The organism is Verrucosispora sp. WMMD573, from assembly GCF_027497175.1.
Lineage (GTDB): Bacteria > Actinomycetota > Actinomycetes > Mycobacteriales > Micromonosporaceae > Micromonospora.
Genome location: NZ_CP114901.1, coordinates 1,809,876 through 1,826,476, shown reverse-complemented (window position 1 = coordinate 1,826,476; position 16,601 = coordinate 1,809,876). Strand labels below are relative to the sequence as shown.

General features: G+C 71.9%; 17 protein-coding genes. 10 read left to right on the top strand and 7 right to left on the bottom strand.

The genetic code is table 11. The features are described from left to right. Window positions 1-86 precede the first annotated feature (86 nt). The 6 genes from O7601_RS08465 to O7601_RS08440 all read left to right on the top strand — a co-directional run bounded on the left by O7601_RS08465 (window position 87) and on the right by O7601_RS08440 (window position 7,322). Complete coding sequence (locus tag O7601_RS08465; protein WP_281565641.1) at window positions 87-1,679, top strand: NlpC/P60 family protein; 1,593 nt, start codon at window positions 87-89, stop codon at window positions 1,677-1,679. A gap of 1,777 nt (window positions 1,680-3,456) precedes the next feature. Then, the gene (locus tag O7601_RS08460; protein ID WP_281565640.1) at window positions 3,457-3,717 is read left to right on the top strand and encodes a hypothetical protein; all 261 of its coding nucleotides are present in this window, start codon (window positions 3,457-3,459) and stop codon (window positions 3,715-3,717) included. 173 nt (window positions 3,718-3,890) lie between these two features. Next, window positions 3,891-5,429, top strand: coding sequence for a DEAD/DEAH box helicase (locus O7601_RS08455; RefSeq protein ID WP_348650238.1), 1,539 nt, complete (start codon window positions 3,891-3,893; stop codon window positions 5,427-5,429). A gap of 78 nt (window positions 5,430-5,507) precedes the next feature. Further along, the gene (locus O7601_RS08450; protein WP_281565639.1) at window positions 5,508-6,137 is read left to right on the top strand and encodes a putative glycolipid-binding domain-containing protein; all 630 of its coding nucleotides are present in this window, start codon (window positions 5,508-5,510) and stop codon (window positions 6,135-6,137) included. 368 nt (window positions 6,138-6,505) lie between these two features. Next, entirely contained in the window at window positions 6,506-7,033 is a 528-nt protein-coding gene (locus O7601_RS08445; protein ID WP_281565638.1) for a DUF6232 family protein, read from the top strand. A gap of 25 nt (window positions 7,034-7,058) precedes the next feature. After that, the gene (locus O7601_RS08440) at window positions 7,059-7,322 is read left to right on the top strand and encodes a hypothetical protein (protein ID WP_281565637.1); all 264 of its coding nucleotides are present in this window, start codon (window positions 7,059-7,061) and stop codon (window positions 7,320-7,322) included. 30 nt (window positions 7,323-7,352) lie between these two features. On the opposite strand, the gene O7601_RS08435 is transcribed toward O7601_RS08440, so the two are convergent. After that, the gene (locus O7601_RS08435; RefSeq protein WP_281565636.1) at window positions 7,353-8,444 is read right to left on the bottom strand and encodes a PLP-dependent cysteine synthase family protein; all 1,092 of its coding nucleotides are present in this window, start codon (window positions 8,442-8,444) and stop codon (window positions 7,353-7,355) included. Between the two features lie 38 nt (window positions 8,445-8,482). After that, a complete protein-coding gene (locus tag O7601_RS08430; protein ID WP_281565635.1) occupies window positions 8,483-8,941 on the bottom strand; it encodes an Lrp/AsnC family transcriptional regulator in 459 nt (152 codons plus the stop codon). Window positions 8,942-9,209: 268 nt separating this feature from the next. On the opposite strand from O7601_RS08430, the gene O7601_RS08425 reads away from it, so the two are divergent. Continuing rightward, window positions 9,210-9,479, top strand: coding sequence for a BldC family transcriptional regulator (locus O7601_RS08425; RefSeq protein WP_281565634.1), 270 nt, complete (start codon window positions 9,210-9,212; stop codon window positions 9,477-9,479). 27 nt (window positions 9,480-9,506) lie between these two features. On the opposite strand, the gene O7601_RS08420 is transcribed toward O7601_RS08425, so the two are convergent. Continuing rightward, the gene (locus O7601_RS08420) at window positions 9,507-10,136 is read right to left on the bottom strand and encodes a UbiX family flavin prenyltransferase (protein ID WP_281565633.1); all 630 of its coding nucleotides are present in this window, start codon (window positions 10,134-10,136) and stop codon (window positions 9,507-9,509) included. A 281-nt stretch (window positions 10,137-10,417) separates the two neighbouring features. Between O7601_RS08420 and O7601_RS08415 the strand changes: the two genes are divergently transcribed. Then, window positions 10,418-11,287: a terpene synthase family protein gene (locus tag O7601_RS08415; protein ID WP_281565632.1), complete on the top strand. Its 870-nt coding sequence runs from the start codon at window positions 10,418-10,420 to the stop codon at window positions 11,285-11,287. 19 nt (window positions 11,288-11,306) lie between these two features. Here the strand turns inward: O7601_RS08415 and mqnP are convergent, their stop codons facing one another. Beyond that, window positions 11,307-12,224, bottom strand: a complete 918-nt coding sequence (mqnP, locus tag O7601_RS08410; protein WP_281565631.1) for a menaquinone biosynthesis prenyltransferase MqnP — start codon at window positions 12,222-12,224, stop codon at window positions 11,307-11,309. Next, complete coding sequence (locus O7601_RS08405; protein WP_281565630.1) at window positions 12,224-13,684, bottom strand: menaquinone biosynthesis decarboxylase; 1,461 nt, start codon at window positions 13,682-13,684, stop codon at window positions 12,224-12,226. Before O7601_RS08405 ends, mqnP begins: the two co-directional genes overlap by 1 nt. A 309-nt stretch (window positions 13,685-13,993) precedes the next feature. Here O7601_RS08405 and O7601_RS08400 point away from each other — a divergent pair, with 309 nt between their 5' ends. Next, window positions 13,994-14,881 (top strand): transglutaminase domain-containing protein, encoded by an 888-nt coding sequence (locus O7601_RS08400; protein WP_281565629.1) that lies wholly within the window; start codon window positions 13,994-13,996, stop codon window positions 14,879-14,881. 64 nt (window positions 14,882-14,945) lie between these two features. Here O7601_RS08400 and O7601_RS08395 read toward each other — a convergent pair whose 3' ends face one another. Together O7601_RS08395 and O7601_RS08390 are read right to left on the bottom strand one after the other, a co-directional pair. Further along, window positions 14,946-15,137, bottom strand: coding sequence for a DUF397 domain-containing protein (locus O7601_RS08395; RefSeq protein WP_281565628.1), 192 nt, complete (start codon window positions 15,135-15,137; stop codon window positions 14,946-14,948). After that, window positions 15,125-15,916 (bottom strand): helix-turn-helix transcriptional regulator, encoded by a 792-nt coding sequence (locus O7601_RS08390; RefSeq protein WP_281565627.1) that lies wholly within the window; start codon window positions 15,914-15,916, stop codon window positions 15,125-15,127. The genes O7601_RS08395 and O7601_RS08390 overlap by 13 nt, the downstream gene beginning before the upstream one ends. 342 nt (window positions 15,917-16,258) lie before the next feature. On the opposite strand from O7601_RS08390, the gene O7601_RS08385 reads away from it, so the two are divergent. Continuing rightward, on the top strand, window positions 16,259-16,531 hold the full coding sequence (locus tag O7601_RS08385; RefSeq protein ID WP_281565626.1) for a hypothetical protein: 273 nt from the start codon (window positions 16,259-16,261) through the stop codon (window positions 16,529-16,531). Window positions 16,532-16,601: the final 70 nt, after the last annotated feature.

Sequence of the window (16,601 nt, the reverse complement as noted above, 5' to 3'; positions counted from 1 at the left end):
ACAGGGTGGGGCACGACACACACTGGTAGCGTCCCGAACCGCCGCGCCGACCGGGCGTGGCAGAGCAACGCCGGACGGGGAGCGGAATGATCGACAGCGCGGACGGACGGCAGCGGCGACGAGGCCCGGTGGTCTCACCGGTGCTCCGGCCGGCGCTCTGGTCCGCCCTGCTGGCCGCGGTCGCCAGTACGGTCCTCGCCGCACCGGCCTACGCCGAGCCCGGCATACCCGTGACGGTGCCCGACACCGGTTCCCGTCCCACGGCCACCGGGCCTCTCCAACTGCCCGGCATGCCCGCCGGGACGACCCCGGGCCTGACGCCACCGACGCTCGGCACTCCGGGCGCCAGCGCGTTGGAGACCCGGATCACCGCCGCGGAGGCGCGGGTCGCCGAGTTGGGCACCCGGCTACTCGAACTCGAACAGCAGCGCAACGAGGTGCAGACCCAGTTCCTCACCGCCGAGCGTGATCTGGAGTTTGCCCGGGGCACGGCCCAGCAGGCGCAGCAGCGTGCCGACCAGGCCGCCGCCGAGGCGATCAAGGCCGCCGCCGCGCTACCACCCGGCGGTTTCGCCACCGACCTGCGCGAACTGGACCTGCTCAGCCGGGCGAACCGGGGCGAGAAGGTCGGGCACGACACCGGCCCGGCCACTGGCGAGCTGACGCGCGCCCGCGCCGCCGAGCAGGTGGCGACGCAGGCGCACGCGGCCGCCCAGTCGCGACTTCAGGGCGTTCAGCAGCAGTACACCGCCACCCGGCAGGCGCTGCGCGAAGCCGAGGCGGAACTGATCAAGCTGCGGGACGAGAACTCCGCGCAGTTGGTCGAGTTGGCTCGCCAGCAGGAGGCCGCCGAGCAGCAGATCGGCGCCGACTACGTCGACCAGTCCGCCGGTGGGCTGGCCGCGCACCCCACGGCAAAGGCCGCCGTCGCGTACGCCCGGAAACAGCTCGGCGACCCATACGTCTGGGCGGCCGAGGGCCCGAACTCGTTCGACTGCTCGGGCCTGATGTGGGCGGCGTACCGATCCGCGGGCTACCGACAGCTGCCGCGGGTCTCCCGGGACCAGTACCGCGCAACCAGCTCACGGACGGTGCCTCGCACCGCGCTGCTTCCCGGCGACCTGCTCTTCTTCGCCTCGGGCAGCAGTTGGCAGAGCATCCACCACGTGGGGATGTACGTCGGCGGCGGCAAAATGATCCACGCGCCGACCACCGGTGACGTGGTCAAGATCTCCACGGTTCGCTGGTCGCGGCTCTACGCCGCAACCCGGGTGGTGGGTGCCGTTCCGGCACCGACCTCCTCGCCCACCCCGTCGCAGCCGCCGGCCCCCAAGCCGACGCCCAAGCCGACGCCGACCAAGACGCCGACGCCGACGCCGAAGCCCACCAAGACGCCGAAACCCTCGACCACGCCGTCGGTCAGTCCGACGCCGAGCCCATCGGGATCCACCACCCCGTCGGCAACCCCGCCCGCGACCACCTCGCCCCCGGTGACCACCTCCCCGCCCGTGACCACCTCCCCGCCCGTGACCACGTCCCCGCCGGAGGACACCGAACCGACCCTCGGGGCCAGCAGCGTCGCGCCGCCCACCGCCGCCGGCACCACCGATCCGGCGGCCAGCAGCGCGGCACCCGAAGACAGCGTCTCGGCCAGCCCGTCAACGGTCGGCGGACGGTGACCTGAGCCGACACCGCAGCCGCCCGCAGGCGCCACGAGGCCGAAGCCCATCCATCCCAGTCGATGTCCGAGACGCCGGGCGGCCGGTGACACCGCGACGCGGTAGCGCGCTCCGGGTGTGCCGCACGGGTCGAATGTGGCACGGTGTCACTCAGGCACTCCCGGTCCGACGGTACGGGCCCGGTGGCGAGCGTGGCGCGGAGGCGACGATGACGGAGCAAGAGGTTCCGGCGGGGCCGGTGGGTCCGCCGCCTGCCCCCACCGCCACCGCCGAGCCGGAAGCGACCACCGGCAACGCCGCAGACCAGGCAGTCGACGAGGCACCCGCAGAGACTGCCGGTTCGTCGTCGACCGCCGACCGGCCGACGACGGACGCCGTTGCCCGCCCGACGACGGGTGCAGCCGACCGGCCGACCGGTCCGGTCCAGGGTCGGGCAGGCGTCGCCCAGGTGACGTCACCCGGCGCGGTGGCTCATGGCCACCCATCGGCCACCGCCGGACTTTCCGGAGCAGGAGCAGGCACCACGTACCGGGCCACGGCCACCGCCGGACCGGTCGGCGCGAGCGGAGGTGTCCCGCCCGCCGGATCTGCTTCGGTCACCGGCCCGGCCGGCGTACCGGGGCAGCGGGAGGCAACCCAGCCGGACCGGAAGCCGCACGTGTCGAAGCCGGCCCACGTGTCGAAGCCGGCCCGGGCCAGCGTCCGGATACCTGGACTCAGCCGGGTGAGCGTGGACGAGGCGCAGTCCGCCAGCGGCGGGAAGGCACCCGGCGTATACCGATCCGCTCCGACCGAACCGGAGCCGATCGAGCCTCCCGAGCCCGCTCGGCCACCGGCGCCGGCCCAACCGCCGACGCCACCCGCACCCGAGCCGGAACCCGCACCCCACCCTCCGGTTCCCGGGCCGGTCCCACCTGGGCCGACCCCGCCGTCGCCGGCACCGCCCTCGCCAGCGCCGACTCCACCGACGCCCGGGCCGTACCCGCCCGGACCGGCCCCCGCTCCGCCGCCCGGCCCTCGGCCCACGCCGCCGCCCGGCCCTCGGCCCACGCCGCCGATGCCGGGCCCACCGACACCACCTCCCGGTCCCCCGATTCCGGCCCCACCGCCGCCACCGGGTCCGATGCCGGCACCGCCGTTTCCGCCGCCGCCAGCCGCCGACACCCGTTTCGCTCCGGCGGCCGCCGACACCCGGCCCACGCCGTCCGCTGTCGGGTCCCGAAGCGGCTCGCCCGCCGGCCCTGGCGAAGCCGCCGCGGCTCCCGTCGTGCCGGCACCGGCGCTACCGGTCTGGCCGCCACCAACCAATCCCGGCGGCCGCCGGGACGAGCCCACCCCCAGCTCTCCGGGGGTAGCGCCCCGACCCTCGTCCCGCCCGGGCCTGCGTCCGGGCTCCGCCGGCTCGATCGCCGGCTCCGGATCGCTCGCGAATCCCGCCGGATCGGTCGCACGCCCCGCCGGCTCCGGGTCGATCGTGGGTTCCGCCGGATCGGTCGCAGGCTCACCCGGGTCGCTCGCGGCGGTGGACGTGCCGGGCGGTGATCCGGGTGCGACGCGAAACCAGAGCAGCACGTCCGAACCCGCCGCGTGGGCCGGGACTTCCGCGACCGGGGCGATGGCGGGCGCCCGGCCGCCCGGTGAGGCGGATCACGCGCACCGACCGACCGAGGCAGAGCACACGCACCGACCGGCCGGGACGGAGCGTTCGCACCGTCCGGCAGGGGTAGCACCGACGCAGCGTCCCGGCGGCTCCGACCTGAGCGCGTACTACGCGGGGTTGGAAAGTTCCGCGACGGTGGCCTTCCCGACCGGGGAGCAGGAGACCTCCGGCTCGTTGACCGGGCACATCCTGGCTCAGGGTTGGGCGGACACGGCGGCGGAGCGGTCGCGCAGCACGCTCCGGGTCGTGATCCTGATGGCCGTCGCGCTGGGGGTGCTGGTGGCGATCAGCGTCATGGTGGTGCTCGTCGCAAACGACGCGCTGCCCAGCGCCAGCAGTGGCCTGCCAGGCGACCGACGGCTTCCGGATCGTTGGTGAGTCCGCCCACTACCCGACTCCGGCGCGGGTGGACCCGCGCCGACCGCCGTACACTGGTCGCTGATCATTGACCTGGCGCGTGCACACGCGCCCATGGGCGTTCTTGCGGAAGATCCGGCGGCCACGGCCGCAGCGGGACATCGCGAAGATGCGCCCCGCTCGAAAGGCATTTCTTGACCACCTCCGCTGACCTCGGCATGCCCCCGTTCTCCCCCGACCTTCCCGCCGCGCCGCAGCCGGCCGGCACGACCACCCCGGTCACCTTCGACTCGCTCGGGCTTCCCCGGCAGTTGGTCCGCGCCCTGGACCGGCAGGGCATCACCACTCCGTTCGAGATCCAACAGGCCACCGTGCCGGACGCGCTCGCCGGGCGCGACGTGCTGGGCCGTGGACAGACCGGCTCCGGCAAGACTCTCGCGTTCGGGCTGCCGCTGCTGGCCCGGATCGCCGCCGGTGAGCGGGCCCGGCCCCGGCATCCACGGGCCCTCGTCCTGGTGCCCACCCGGGAACTGGCTATGCAGGTCAACGACGCGCTGCTGCCGCTCGGCAAGGCCGTGGGCGTGTTCCTCAAGACCGCCGTCGGCGGCGTGCCGTACGACCGGCAGATCGATGCCCTGCGGCGCGGCGTCGAGGTGGTGGTGGCCACCCCGGGTCGGCTCGCCGACCTGATCGACCGTGGTGTGTGCCAGCTCGACGACGTCGAGATCACCGTGCTCGACGAGGCCGACCAGATGGCCGACATGGGTTTCCTGCCCGAGGTCACCGAGTTGCTGGCGAAGACGCCGGCGGATGCGCAGCGACTGCTCTTCTCGGCCACTCTGGACGGCGACGTCGACGCGCTGGTGCGGCGGTTCATGACCGACCCGGTCACCCACTCGACCGCCCCGCCGACCGCGGCGGTGTCCACGATGGACCACCACCTGCTGCTCATCCCGCCGCAGGAGAAGTTCCCGGTGACCGCGTCGATCGCCGCGCGGGCGGGCCGGACCATCGTCTTCGCCCGTACCCAGTTGGGCGTGGACCGGCTGGTCACGCAGCTCGCCGCCGTCGGCGTACGGGCTGGCGGGCTGCACGGGGGCAAGACGCAGCGGATGCGCACCCGCACGCTTGCGGAGTTCCGCGAGGGCCGGACCAACGTCCTGGTCGCCACCGACGTCGCGGCGCGGGGCATCCACGTCGACGGGGTCTCCCTCGTGCTGCACGTCGACCCGCCGAAGGACCCGAAGGACTACCTGCACCGTGCGGGGCGTACCGCCCGGGCCGGTGAGGCCGGCGCGGTGGCCACTCTGGTGCTGCCGAAGCAGCGCCGCACCACCCTGGCCATGCTGGAGAAGGCCGGTGTGGAGCCGGCCCAGTCCCGGGTACGCGTCGGCGACCCCGTACTGGCTGAGCTGACCGGGGCGCGGGAGCCGAGCGGGGTGCCGGTACGCGACGAGCCGGAGCAGCAGCCCCGGCGCGGCAGCCGGCCAGGTGGCCCCCGTCGCTTCGGCGACCGGCCGACCGGCGAGCGCCGCTACGCCGATCACGGTCACCGGGGCGAACGTCGCTTCGCGGAGCAGGCACCGGGCGACCGCCGGTACCACGACAACCCGCGCGGCGAACGCCGCTTCGGCAGCGACCGGGGCGGCCGGTCGGACGGTTGGAACACGCACGACCGGCCACGCGAGGACCGCCGTGGGACGGGCGGCCGACCACGGGTTCGCAGCTACTGACCAACCGCGTTCCGCGCGCGGTGCTGATCCTCGGCGCATACGCTGCCCGGCTCCGCCGGGTGGCGTAACGTCCGGCTCATGCCGACCACGCCGAAGTCACTGCTATGGACCCGTACGGACACCGCCGGTGCCGAGCACGCCCTGGTCGACGACGGCCACGGCTTGGCGGCGCAGGGCACCCAGTTGGCCGTCGACCCGGTTCCCTACACCTGCCGCTACCAGGTGACCACCGATACCGACTGGGCCAGTGTCCGTCTTGAGGTCGAGGTCGAGGGCGCCGGTTGGCGGCGCAGCGTACGGCTGGAACGGGCGACGCAGCGGTGGCGGGTGACCGCCGCCGAGCAGGGTGACCTCGACGCGGTCCTGACCGCCGCCGGGCACGCCCCGGCCGGGCTGCCCGGCGTGGAGGACCCGGATCGGCTCGCCGACGCCCTCGACGTGGATCTGGGTGGCTCCCCGCTGTTCAACACCCTGCCGCTGCGCCGGCTCGGCCTGGACTCGGCACCCCCCGACACCGCGCACTCGATAAGCGTTGCCTGGGTGTTGCTGCCCAGCCTCACCGTGCTCCCCACCGAGCAGCTCTACACGGGGTTGGGCCCGAACCGGTTCCGGTACGCCAGCGGCGGCTTCAGCGCCGAGGTCGAGGTGGACGCCGACGGCTACGTCCTGCGTTACCCGGGTCTGGCCGAGCGCGCGGCCCCCCGCTGAGCCTTCCGCCGCGGGCCGCCGTGCGTCCCGGCCCTTCGGCTGCCAGCCGTCGACGGACAGCCCACACCCGCCCGCAGGCGGGATCGCTCTTCCCCTCCTTGCGGTGCCGCCTGCCCGCACGTCCGATGACCACCCGACCACGGTCGGGGAAACGTTATCCACCATTCGGTGATTGACAGCGCCGATTGCTTCTCAGAAAAAGCAACAATTGCAGCGTTGTCACTTTCCCGACAGTCCCGTCGGTGGGACCGCATCGATTGCCGGAGTAGGGTTCGCGTAATCAATTCGCACCCGGCTTATCGCTTCTGACTTGAGATGCAAATGCATCACCCAAGTCGACGGCCCGACGCGCAGAAGGGGGAGCAAACGTGACGGAGCATTCCGGCGTCACACAGATTAGAGTCAACCGAGCCACCTTGTGGATCGGCGGCGACGTTTATCAGCTCAGCAGCATCGCTCGCGTCCGATCGCTGATGTCCGAACCGGACCGTCGGGGCATCGGGCGCGCGATCGCCCGAGCCTGTGGCTGGTTCGCCGGCGGAGTGCTGCTGCTCTGCTGCGTCGGGCAGATGGAACTTCCGGGTTTCGCGCTCGTCCTGGTCGCCGCCGCCGTGCTCGGCGTGATCGCGTATCACGTCTGGCAAGCGATCCGGCTAGCCCGCCAGGCGACCCAGTACGCATTGGTGGTCGAGACGAACGGGGCTACCAGTGCGGCGCTTGTGAGCACCGACCGCGCCATGGTTGAGGGTCTGGTCAACCTGATCGCGAACGCTCTCGAGAATCCGCCGACCCGGGAGATCGTCCAGAACATCGACAACCGGAAGCTGGTATTCGGAGACGAAATCAACATGATGGGCGGCGGCGTCCAGATCGGGAAGGTAGCACGCGGTGACTGAGCATGTCCACGGCGACCAGATAAACATGAGCAACGGCCAGGTACAAATCGGCAAAATCGTCGGACCAGCGTTGTCCGAGCTGATTGAGCTGATTGCCGTGCTACAGGAGAAAGGACACGTCGACAACCACGGCAACGTCGTCGACCCAACAGCCGCCGCCGCTCACGTCGGCGCGGAGAAGGGCCGCTTCGGCAACCTCGGTCGGGCGGTCGGCAGCGGATTGGGGCCGGTGTTGCAGAACACGATCGCCGGCACCGCGGCCCAGTTCATCGTGCGGCTGTTCCAGTGAGCGCTCCTGGCCGGCGGCTCAGGTCGGCGGTCAGGTCGGCCAGGAGCCGTCGGCCAGGAAGCGGTCGACGGTGGCCAGGTGCGGCGTCAGGTCGAGGCCCTGCCCGGCCACCCACTCGTCGGCGTAGTAGGTGTCGGCGTACCGGTCGCCCGCGTCGCAGATCAGGGTGACCACCGAGCCCGTCCGGCCGGCGGCCAGCAGTTCGGCGATCAGGCCGAAGGCACCCCACAGGTTGGTGCCGGTCGAGCCGCCCACCCGCCGGCCCAGCACCGCCGAGGCGGCTCGCATGGCCGCCAGGGAAGCCGCGTCGGGCACCTGCACCATCCGGTCCACCACCGAGGGCAGGAACGACGCCTCGACGGTCGGCCGGCCGATGCCCTCGATCCGGGAGCCCCGACCGGTGCGCACCGACCAGTCGGCCGCCTGCCAGGCGGGGTAGAACGCGGAGTTCTCCGGATCGACCACGCAGAGCTTGGTGGGCAGCCGCCGGTAGCGGGCGTAGCGGCCGATGGTGGCGCTGGTGCCGCCGGTACCCGCGCCGACCACGATCCAGGCCGGTATCGGATGCCGTTCCAGGGCGAGCTGCGCGTAGATCGACTCGGCGATGTTGTTGTTGCCCCGCCAGTCGGTGGCCCGCTCCGCGTAGGTGAACTGGTCCATGTAGTGCCCGCCGGAGTCCTCGGCGAGCCAGCGTGCCTCGATGACCACCTTCGCCGGGTCCCGGACGAGATGGCACCGGCCGCCCTGGAACTCGATCTGGGCGATCTTCTCGGGCGAGGTGGAGGCGGGCATCACCGCGATGAAGGGCAACCCGAGCATCCGGGCGAAGTACGCCTCGGAAACCGCAGTCGAGCCGGAGGACGCCTCGACGATCGTGGTGGCCGGTCCGATCCAGCCGTTGCAGAGCCCGTACAGGAACAAGGAGCGGGCCAGCCGGTGCTTCAGCGACCCGGTCGGGTGGACCGACTCGTCCTTGAGGTAGAGGTCGATCCCCCAGTGCCGGGGCAGCGGGAACGGCAGCAGGTGGGTGTCGGCGGACCGGTTCGCGTCCGCCTCCACCGCCGCGATCGCCTCGGTCACCCACCGCCGGCTGGCCTCGTCGCACCGGTCGAGATGAGTCACGCTCGGAAACCTAGCAAGCCGACCTGGGGTGCGCCGGCTCAGGCCGTCGGCGGAGCCACCGACTGCGGGCGGTTCTCCCACTTGGTCGACAGCGCGATGCCGGTACGGGTGGAGGCGACCCCGGGTGTCCGGTTCAGCCGTACGATCAACTGCTCCAGCTCGGCGATGGTGCCCACCCGGGCCTTGAGCAGGAAGGACTCGACGCCGGCCATGAAGTAGCAGGATTCGATCTCGGGTATGGCCCGGAACGCCTCCAGCACGTCGTCGGTGTCCGCCCCGGAGTCCTCCACGATGCCGATCAGAGCGGTCACGCCCAGCCCGATGGTCTCCGGCTCGACCTCCGCGCGGTACGCCCGGATGACGCCCCCGGCCTCCAGCTTCCCGACCCTTTCGTGCACCGCCGGAGCGGAAAGGCCGACCTGGCGGGCCAACTCGGCGTACGACAGGCGAGCGTTGCCGCGGAGCAGGTCCACGAGATTGAGGTCGATGGCGTCCACGGACTGTGACCCTAGTCGGCGCTGCGTGACACCCGGACTCCGGTATCCGTTTGATCTGGCGGCGGGTGACAGTTCGCATACCCGGGGTTCGGAGGGCGCGACGCCGGTACCATTTACTAACTTCCCACTCAGTGCGTTTTTCGCGTTTGGCGGACACGCCAGGTCGCTGGTGCTGTAATTGCCATACGTCCCTCATGACGGCTCTGGGCTCGCACCGGCCGGGGGCAGTGTGTTCAGCCGGGGGCTTCGTCGACGCGAGGAGGGGGCTGTGGACACTGGAGATCGCCTGCTGACACCGGGTGAAGTCGCCGCACTGTTTCGGGTGGACCCGAAAACCGTGACGCGATGGGCGGCGGCGGGCCGGATCGGGAGCATCCGGACTCCAGGAGGGCATCGCCGGTTTCGGGAATCCGAGGTGCGAGCCCTGCTTGAAGGGGAGGGCATGCTGGACGAGGCGGACGAGATGGGTAGACCGCGCAATGCGGGCCCGGCCGCTTCGACCGGCCCTGCGGGCCCGGCAAATGCCGGCATGTACTGAAGTGCGGGTCGGGACGCGGACCGGCCGTCAGGTCCGGTCCGCGTTCAACTTTCCGGCCCACCGCTTGAACAGGGTGTGCGGTACATCGAGGGCGTCGAGCACCTTGCCCGCCACGAAGTCCACCAACTGGGCTCCGGAGGCGGCGGCACCCGCACCGTAGAAGCCGGGACTGGCCGGCAGCACCACCGCGCCGGCGTCATGCAGCGCGATCAGGTGTTCCAGGTGACTTCGGGTCACCGGCGTCTCCCGGGGCACCACGACCACCCGCCGACGTTCCTTGAGATTCACCTCGGCGGCCCGCTGCAACAGGTCCTTGGACAGGCCGATGGCGATGCCGGCGCAGGCCGCCGTGCTGGCGGGCACCACCACCATCCCGCGTACCGGGTAGGAGCCGCTGCTCGGTCCGGCGGCGAGGTCGCCGGCGGGCCAGTGGCGCAGGTCCGCCGTGGCGGTGTCCCGCCCGAGCCAGACGGCCAGGTCCTCGGCCCAGTGGGCGTCCCGGAACGGCCGTCCGGTCTCGTCGAGAACGGTCAGCCGGGCGGCCCGGGAGACGATCAGGTCCACCGGCTCCCCGGCGTCGAGCAGCCCCCGTACGACTGCGGCCGCGTACGGCGTGCCGGATGCCCCGGACACCCCGACCACCCATGGTTCGCGCATGCCCTCAGCCTGCCTGGTCACCGTCGGCTCCGGTCGAGCACCCCGGGAACCCTGTCCGAGGTGCCCATGATCGCCGCAGGCTGAGCCGTTACGCCACCGTTGCCCGGCGGGTCTGCGGCGACCACCGCAAGCTGGCATGCTGCCGGGGACCGAAAGCACCGTGGGGCCGACCGGAAGGACGTGGGACCATCTCGTCGTCGGCCGGCTCCGCCCGCCACATCCTGCCGTCGCTGCGTGCCGCCTGCCCCATCGCGCCACAGCTCTCCCGGTACGCCGACGAGGTGCAGGCTTGGCTGGTGTCCGGGCTGCCGTTGGACACGCCGACGCGGGAGCGGCTGGGGCGGGCCGGTTTCGCCCGCTACGCGGGGCGGCTCTACCCCGATGCCACCGAGGCCGACCTGCGTACCCTGACCGCGCTGTTCACCTGGTTCTTCCTGGTCGACGACGCCTGCGACGGGCCCGAACGGACCGGCCCGGACGAGATCCGTGCCCTGCGGGACGGCGCGGTCGCGCTGCTGCGCTTCCGGCTGCGGCACCCGGGGCTGACCGGTCCGCTACGCCAGTTGCTGGTCAGCGCCTGGCGGGAGCCGCACCGTCGGATGCCGGCCCGCTGGCGGCTGCGCTTCGCCGATGCGGTCGCCCATCACCTCGACGGCACCTGGCGGGAAGCGGTCAACAAGGTGACCGGGTACGCGCCCGACGTCGAGGAGTACGTCGAGCTGCGCCGGGCGACCTCGGCGGCGTACGTGTCGTATCCGCTGGTGGAGTTCGTCACCGGCCGGCCGCTGCCCGAACCGGTCTATCACCATCCACGGCTGGCCCAGCTCCGCGACGCCGGCAACGACCTGCTCTCCTGGTTCAATGACATCGCCTCTCTGGATCGGGACGCGGCCGTGTCCGGCGGGCACAACCTGGTGCTGGCGCTGGCTGCGGCACATCGGGTGCCGGTCCCCGCCGCCGTCGAGCTGGCGGCCCAGCGTTGGCACGAGTCGATGCACCGGTTCGTCACCCTGCGCGCCACGATGCCCTCGTTCGGTCCGGCGCTGGACCCGGCTGTCACCGCCCATCTCGACGGGGTGTCCCGGGCCGTCCGCGGCACCATCGACTGGACCATGGAGAGCGCCCGCTACGCCGTGCCGTCCGGCAGGTGATCGGGAGACGGCGAGCCGGTCAGGCGCGCAGGCCGAGCCGGAAGACCAGGTCGAGCAGGGCGAAGGCGAACAGTGCGATGCCGACGAAACCGTTGGCGGTGAAGAACGCCCGGTTGACCCGGCTCAGGTCGGCCGGCGTGACCACCAGATGCTGGTAGCCGAAGGCGACGGCGGTGAAAGCCAGCCCGATCCACCAGAGCCAGCCGAAGCCGACCAGCACGCCGAACCAGCCGAACAACGCGAACGTGACCACGTGCGCGACGGTGGAGGCGTGCAGGGCGAAACGCAGCCCGTAGCGGGCCGGCACGCTGTGCACGCCGATCTCGCGGTCGACCTCGGCGTCCTGGCAGGCGTAGATCAGGTCGAACCCACCGATCCACAGGCCGACGGCGGCACCGAGCAGCCAGGCCGGTCCCGAGCCGGCGAAGGTGCCGGTCACCGCGAGCCAGGCACCGACCGGCCCGACCATCTGGGCGACGGCCAGGATGGCGTGCGGCCAGTTGGTGAACCGCTTGCCGTACGGGTAGACCACCAGCGGCACCACGGCCAGCGGCGCGAGCGCCAGGCAGAGCGGGTTGAGCAGGGCGGCGGCGGCGAGGAAGACCGCCAGCGCGACGCCCGCGCCGGTCCAGGCCGTCCGCAGGCTCACCGCCCCGGTCACCAGTTCCCGATTGGCGGTACGCGGATTCCGCGCGTCGATCCGCCGATCCAGAATCCGGTTCGCCGCCATCGCGAATGTCCGCGCCCCCACCATCGCCACAGTGATCAGGAGCAGATCCACCCACCGAACCCGCCCCCCGTCCACCCACATCGCCGCCAGCGCCGACAGATACGCGAACGGCAACGCGAACACCGAGTGCTCAATCGCCACGAGCTTGAGGAAGGACTTCACGCGCCCGGGGCGCTCGGTCGGCTGCACAGCGGCGGCGGTGGCCATCAGATGCCGTACTCCTTCCAGCGCTTGTCGACCAGGGAGACAACCTCGGGGGCCATGGTCATTTCTTCGGGCCAGCCGCGGTGGTAACCCTCCTCGGGGAGCTTGCGGGTGGCGTCGATGCCGGCCTTGCCGCCCCAGAACTGCTGGTACGACGAGTGGTCCAGGTGGTCCACCGGGCCCTCGGTGAGCAGCAGGTCCCGGGCGTAGTCGACGTTGCCGAACGCGCGGAAGGCGACCTCGCGGTAGTCGTGCACGTCGCAGTCCTCGTCCACGATCACGATCAGCTTGGTCAGCGACATCATGTGCGCGCCCCAGATCGCGTTCATCACCTTCTGGGCGTGCTTCGGGTAGCGCTTGCGGATCGACACGATCGCGCAGTTGTGGAAAACGCCGGCAGCCGGCAGGTCGTAGTCGACGATGTCCGGGATCAGGAACCGCAGCAGCGGCGCGAAGATCCGCTCGGTGGCCTTGCCGAGCCCGTGGTCCTCCTGCGGGGGCTTCGACGTGACGATCGAGTGGTAGACCGGGTCGCGCTGCATGGTCATCGCCTCGACGTGCAGCACCGGGAACGGTTCGACCGGCGTGTAGAAGCCGGTGTGATCGCCGAACGGCCCCTCCGGCAGCCGCTCGCCCGGTTCGAGGTAGCCCTCCAGCACCACCTGGGCGTGCGCCGGCACCTGCAACGGCACGGTGAGGCAGTCGACCATCTCCACCCGCTCGCCGCGCAGGAAGCCGGCGAACAGGTACTCGTCGATGTCGGCGGGCAGCGGAGCGCTGGACGCGTAGCTGACCACCGGGTCGCAACCGATGGCGATCGCGACCGGCAGCCGCTGACCGAGTCGCTCGGCGACGGCGTGGTGCGCGGTGGAGTTCTTGTGGATCTGCCAGTGCATGCCGAGGGTGTTGTGGCTGTGCTGCTGGAGCCGGTAGAGGCCCAGGTTCCGCTTGCCGGTCTCCGGGTGCTTGGTGTGGGTCAACCCGAAGTTGTGGAAGATCCCGCCGTCACCCGGCCAGACCTGGAGCCCGGGCAGCCGGTTGAGGTCGACGTCGTCACCCCGGTAGACCACCTGCTGGCAGGGCGCGGTCTTGACCTTCCTGGGCGGCATCGACTTGAGCTGCATGACCTTGCCGAGGCCGCCCATCATGCCGGAGAAGCCCACCGGCAGCTCCGGCTTGAGCATCTCGCCGATCCGGTTGCCGATCTCGTCAAGCGACTCGACGCCGAGCGCCATCGCGGTGCGCTTCTCCGTGCCGAACAGGTTGATCGCCAGCGGCATCTCGCCCCGGGTGGGCTGCTCGAACAACAGCGCCGGCCCGTCTGCCCGCACCGTCCGGGTGACGATCTCGCTAATCTCCAGCGTCGGGTCGACCGGGACGCTGACGCGCCGCAGTTCGCCCGCGCGCTCCAGCGCCGCGAGAAAATCCTTCAGATCGGTGTACGGGAAGCCACGAGCCGCCATGCCCGCAAGTCTGTCCTACGCTCTCTGGTCCTGCCCACGCCGGGTGGCCGTACGCCCTGTGGCGCGCCCCACCCCCGCGGCGCTCGGTACCGGCCGGGTCGGGCTGGCGGGGTCTCGTGCGGCCGGGCCGGCTGCGACGGAGCCAGCTCGCACGGACTGAGCGGGTTCGACCCGGTCGAGCTGAGCGCGAACGCATCGCGGGGGACACCGCGACACGGCAGATCCTGCGATGCTTGCGTCGCCCGCCTGCGGTGCCGCAGCAGGGATCTCTGCGTTCCGCCGTGGCCGCATTCTCCCGAGGAGTGACAGATGGACCAGGACCGGACGAACCTCTCCCGCTTCGCGCGGCCGGGCCGACTGACCTCCGCCGGGCCGTTCGCCGCGCTGCTCGAAGCGGTGCCGTCCGACCCGGCGGAGATCGCCCGGACGATCCAGGGGCTGCTGATCCACGAGCACATCGCCGGGGCGTACGGGGTCACGTTGACCGAGGCCGAGCGGCAGACCGTCCACCTGCGGCCCGCCGACGAGATCCTCGCCCGCATCGCGGATGGGCCGGACGACCCGCCGCTGACCGTTGCGCGGATTCCTGAGCAGCGGGTGGCCGGCAACTGCCGGCACTACTCGCTGCTGCTGGTCACGGCGCTGCGCGCCCGGGGGGTGGCGGCCCGTGCCCGCTGCGGGTTCGGCGACTACTTCATCGACGGCAGGTACGAGGACCACTGGGTCGCGGAGTACTGGCATGCCGAGCAACTGCGCTGGATCATGGTCGACGCACAGCTCGACGAGCGCCAGCGGGAGCTGTTCGGGATCGACTTCGACACCACCGACGTGCCCCGGGACCGGTTCCTGGTCGCCGGTGAGGCGTGGGTCCGCTGCCGGGCCGGTGCGGCCGACCCGGACGCCTTCGGGCTGAGCGTGATCAACGAGGGCGGCTGGTGGTGGATCGCCGGCAATCTGATGCGCGACGCCGCCGCGCTGCACGCGGTGGAGCTGCTGCCATGGGACGTCTGGGGCGCGATGCCCGCCCCCTTCGAGAAGCTCGACGATGAGCGGATGGCCCTCTTCGACGAGCTGGCCCGGCTCACCCGCGAGCCTGACGAGCACGCGGAAGAGCTGCGCCTGCTGTACGCGGACGAACGGCTCGTGGTCCCCGCCACCGTGCGCAACGAACTACGCGACCGCGACGAACCGATCTGAACCGCTGCGGCAGCCGGTGCCGGCACCGGATACTGCCCGAGGTGCGGTCGGAGACGGCTGGCGGTCAGGGCCGGGACGTCGACCGCACGAACGCCCGCCAGGCCGCCGGGCCGAAGGTCAGCACCGCGCCGTCGCGGTCCTTGCTGTCCCGGACCGCGACCAGGCCGGGCAGGTTGTCGGCCACCTCGACGCAGTCTCCGCCGTTGGTGCTGCTCCGGGTGCTGGTACGCCACCGGGCGTCGGTCAACTCCGCCATGACTCCGCCACCTCCGTCAACAACTCGATCGACTGCCGGGGCGGCAGCGCCTCGCCCTGGATCGCCTCCCAGGAGGCCCGGATCGCCAGCACGTCCTCGGTGTGGTCGATCACCTGGCCCTTGAGCTGATCGTCCAGATAGGCCACATCCTCCCCACCGGGAAGGGTAGCCAGCACGAAGGCCCCGGCAACACCCGGATACGCGCCGACCGAGGCGGGCACCACGTGCAGCCGTACCCGGGCGTGCTCGGTGGCCAGCTTGACCAGCCGCCACAGTTGCTCGCGCATCACCACCGGCCCGCCGACCGGCCGGCGCAGCACGTGCTCGTCGAGCACGGTGACCAGCTGCGGCGGTCGCTCGCCGGTGAGCACCGCCTGCCGGGCCAGTCGCGCCTCCACCCGCCGCTCCACCTCCGCCTCGTCGTAGAGCCCGACGCTGCGGAACAGCGCGCGGGCGTACGCCGAGGTTTGCAGCAGCCCCGGCACCACCGTGTTCTGGAACGAGCGCAGCACCGTGGCCTGCCGCTCGTTGGCCTCCCACTCCCGCATCCACTGCGGCGAGCCGAACCGGGCCAGCATCCGGACGAACGCGCCGCCGGTGTCGAGCGCACCGTCCACCAGCTCCCAGAAGTTGGGCGGCGGCTTACGCGCCTCGGTCTCCACCATGGCCACAGTGGACGGCGAGTAGTTGATCGCCCGTGCCAGGTCCTCCTGGGTCACCCTGCGCGCCGCCCGCATGTGCCGCAGCTCCTCAATCAGCACCCGCGACCGCTCGTCCACCCGCACCACTCCTCACCAGCACGCCCGCCGTTCTCACCGCCCTCACCGGCGGCCACGCCAGGCACACAGGGCGATCGGTTGCCTTCCGAGCGTAGTCGGCGTTTGCCCAGACTGTCCCCATCGGAACCGCCCGGATCCGACCCGAAAAGGACGGGCGCAACCGAAGCGGGGCCGTCCGGCACGTCGGCGACGGACGGCCCCGCCTCCAGCCCGGGTCACGGCGGGTGCCGGCCGACGCACCGACCCAGGTCATGGACGTCGAGCCGGCGCTCGGCGGCGCATCGTGCGGGCGGACCCCACCGCACCCCGCGAGACCCACGCCACGCAGGAAGGAGGACCCGGATGACGCCGCAGCTTCACGCACCGCTTCGGCCGCTCTGGCTGTGTCGGGCCTGCGCCGCACCATGGTCCTGCGCGACGGCCCGGCTGACTCTGCTGGCCGACTACCGGGACAGCCCGGTCGTCCTGTCGATCTACCTCGGCGGGATGCTGTACGACGCCGTCGAGGACCTGTACCGCCTCAACCCGCACGACGCACCGAAGCCCGCTGCGCTGCACGACCGCTTCCTCGGCTGGGCCGCCCCACGAGCCCTTCGCCCACAGCCCACCGACTGACCGCCGCCGCACCGCGATTGGTCGTACGCTCGCACCTCATGACGATCGTCCCTGCCGACCGGCCCCACTC

Bases quoted from the DNA above. Each gene is read 5' to 3' on its own strand.
- mqnP (WP_281565631.1), bottom strand. From the start codon at position 12,224: ATGGCCACCGCCGCCGCTGTGCAGCCGACCGAGCGCCCCGGGCGCGTG.
- O7601_RS08440 (WP_281565637.1), top strand. From the start codon at position 7,059: ATGAGCAACGGCCAGGTACAAATCGGCAAAATCGTCGGACCAGCGTTG.
- O7601_RS08400 (WP_281565629.1), top strand. From the start codon at position 13,994: ATGGACCAGGACCGGACGAACCTCTCCCGCTTCGCGCGGCCGGGCCGA.
- O7601_RS08395 (WP_281565628.1), bottom strand. From the start codon at position 15,137: ATGGCGGAGTTGACCGACGCCCGGTGGCGTACCAGCACCCGGAGCAGC.
- O7601_RS08405 (WP_281565630.1), bottom strand. From the start codon at position 13,684: ATGGCGGCTCGTGGCTTCCCGTACACCGATCTGAAGGATTTTCTCGCG.
- O7601_RS08450 (WP_281565639.1), top strand. From the start codon at position 5,508: ATGCCGACCACGCCGAAGTCACTGCTATGGACCCGTACGGACACCGCC.
- O7601_RS08420 (WP_281565633.1), bottom strand. From the start codon at position 10,136: ATGCGCGAACCATGGGTGGTCGGGGTGTCCGGGGCATCCGGCACGCCG.
- O7601_RS08465 (WP_281565641.1), top strand. From the start codon at position 87: ATGATCGACAGCGCGGACGGACGGCAGCGGCGACGAGGCCCGGTGGTC.
- O7601_RS08385 (WP_281565626.1), top strand. From the start codon at position 16,259: ATGACGCCGCAGCTTCACGCACCGCTTCGGCCGCTCTGGCTGTGTCGG.